This is a genomic window from Pseudomonas entomophila (assembly GCF_029193575.1).
GTDB lineage: Bacteria > Pseudomonadota > Gammaproteobacteria > Pseudomonadales > Pseudomonadaceae > Aquipseudomonas > Aquipseudomonas entomophila_G.
Genome location: NZ_JARGCS010000047.1, coordinates 335001 through 337307 on the forward strand (window position 1 = coordinate 335001; position 2307 = coordinate 337307).

1 rRNA gene (cut by a window edge) is annotated in these 2307 nt (G+C 53.0%); it reads left to right on the forward strand.

The features are described from left to right. A 23S ribosomal RNA gene (locus tag P0Y43_RS23035) occupies positions 1–2250 on the forward strand (it extends 642 nt beyond the left edge of the window). Positions 2251–2307 lie beyond the last annotated feature (57 nt).

Here is a 2307-nt window from a genome sequence, read left to right on the forward strand (position 1 = left end):
TTTAGTCGCTGGGTATAGACCCGAAACCGGGCGATCTATCCATGGGCAGGTTGAAGGTTAGGTAACACTGACTGGAGGACCGAACCGACTACCGTTGAAAAGTTAGCGGATGACCTGTGGATCGGAGTGAAAGGCTAATCAAGCTCGGAGATAGCTGGTTCTCCTCGAAAGCTATTTAGGTAGCGCCTCATGTATCACTGCTGGGGGTAGAGCACTGTTTCGGCTAGGGGGTCATCCCGACTTACCAAACCGATGCAAACTCCGAATACCAGCAAGTGCCGAGCATGGGAGACACACGGCGGGTGCTAACGTCCGTCGTGAAAAGGGAAACAACCCAGACCGTCAGCTAAGGTCCCAAAGTCATGGTTAAGTGGGAAACGATGTGGGAAGGCTTAGACAGCTAGGAGGTTGGCTTAGAAGCAGCCACCCTTTAAAGAAAGCGTAATAGCTCACTAGTCGAGTCGGCCTGCGCGGAAGATGTAACGGGGCTCAAACCATGCACCGAAGCTACGGGTATCACCTTTGGTGATGCGGTAGAGGAGCGTTCTGTAAGCCTGTGAAGGTGAGTTGAGAAGCTTGCTGGAGGTATCAGAAGTGCGAATGCTGACATGAGTAACGACAATGCGAGTGAAAAACTCGCACGCCGAAAGACCAAGGTTTCCTGCGCAACGTTAATCGACGCAGGGTTAGTCGGTCCCTAAGGCGAGGCTGAAAAGCGTAGTCGATGGAAAACAGGTTAATATTCCTGTACTTCCGGTTATTGCGATGGAGGGACGGAGAAGGCTAGGCCAGCTTGGCGTTGGTTGTCCAAGTTTAAGGTGGTAGGCTGAAATCTTAGGCAAATCCGGGATTTCAAGGCCGAGAGCTGATGACGAGTTGCCTTTAGGCGACGAAGTGGTTGATGCCATGCTTCCAAGAAAAGCTCCTAAGCTTCAGATAACCGGGAACCGTACCCCAAACCGACACAGGTGGTCGGGTAGAGAATACCAAGGCGCTTGAGAGAACTCGGGTGAAGGAACTAGGCAAAATGGCACCGTAACTTCGGGAGAAGGTGCGCCGGCGAGGGTGAAGGACTTGCTCCGTAAGCTCATGCCGGTCGAAGATACCAGGCCGCTGCGACTGTTTATTAAAAACACAGCACTCTGCAAACACGAAAGTGGACGTATAGGGTGTGACGCCTGCCCGGTGCCGGAAGGTTAATTGATGGGGTTAGCGCAAGCGAAGCTCTTGATCGAAGCCCCGGTAAACGGCGGCCGTAACTATAACGGTCCTAAGGTAGCGAAATTCCTTGTCGGGTAAGTTCCGACCTGCACGAATGGCGTAACGATGGCGGCGCTGTCTCCACCCGAGACTCAGTGAAATTGAAATCGCTGTGAAGATGCAGTGTATCCGCGGCTAGACGGAAAGACCCCGTGAACCTTTACTATAGCTTTGCACTGGACTTTGAGCTTGCTTGTGTAGGATAGGTGGGAGGCTTTGAAGTGGGGACGCCAGTTCTCATGGAGCCATCCTTGAAATACCACCCTGGCAACCTTGAGGTTCTAACTCAGGTCCGTGATCCGGATCGAGGACAGTGTATGGTGGGTAGTTTGACTGGGGCGGTCTCCTCCCAAAGAGTAACGGAGGAGTACGAAGGTGCGCTCAGACCGGTCGGAAATCGGTCGTAGAGTATAAAGGCAAAAGCGCGCTTGACTGCGAGACAGACACGTCGAGCAGGTACGAAAGTAGGTCTTAGTGATCCGGTGGTTCTGTATGGAAGGGCCATCGCTCAACGGATAAAAGGTACTCCGGGGATAACAGGCTGATACCGCCCAAGAGTTCATATCGACGGCGGTGTTTGGCACCTCGATGTCGGCTCATCACATCCTGGGGCTGAAGCCGGTCCCAAGGGTATGGCTGTTCGCCATTTAAAGTGGTACGCGAGCTGGGTTTAGAACGTCGTGAGACAGTTCGGTCCCTATCTGCCGTGGACGTTTGAGATTTGAGAGGGGCTGCTCCTAGTACGAGAGGACCGGAGTGGACGAACCTCTGGTGTTCCGGTTGTCACGCCAGTGGCATTGCCGGGTAGCTATGTTCGGAAGAGATAACCGCTGAAAGCATCTAAGCGGGAAACTTGCCTCAAGATGAGATCTCACTGGGATCTTGAATCCCCTGAAGGGCCGTCGAAGACTACGACGTTGATAGGTTGGGTGTGTAAGCGCTGTGAGGCGTTGAGCTAACCAATACTAATTGCCCGTGAGGCTTGACCATATAACACCCAAGCAATTTGAGCGTCAGACGCCGAATTGTGGTGGTGAAGACGAAAGA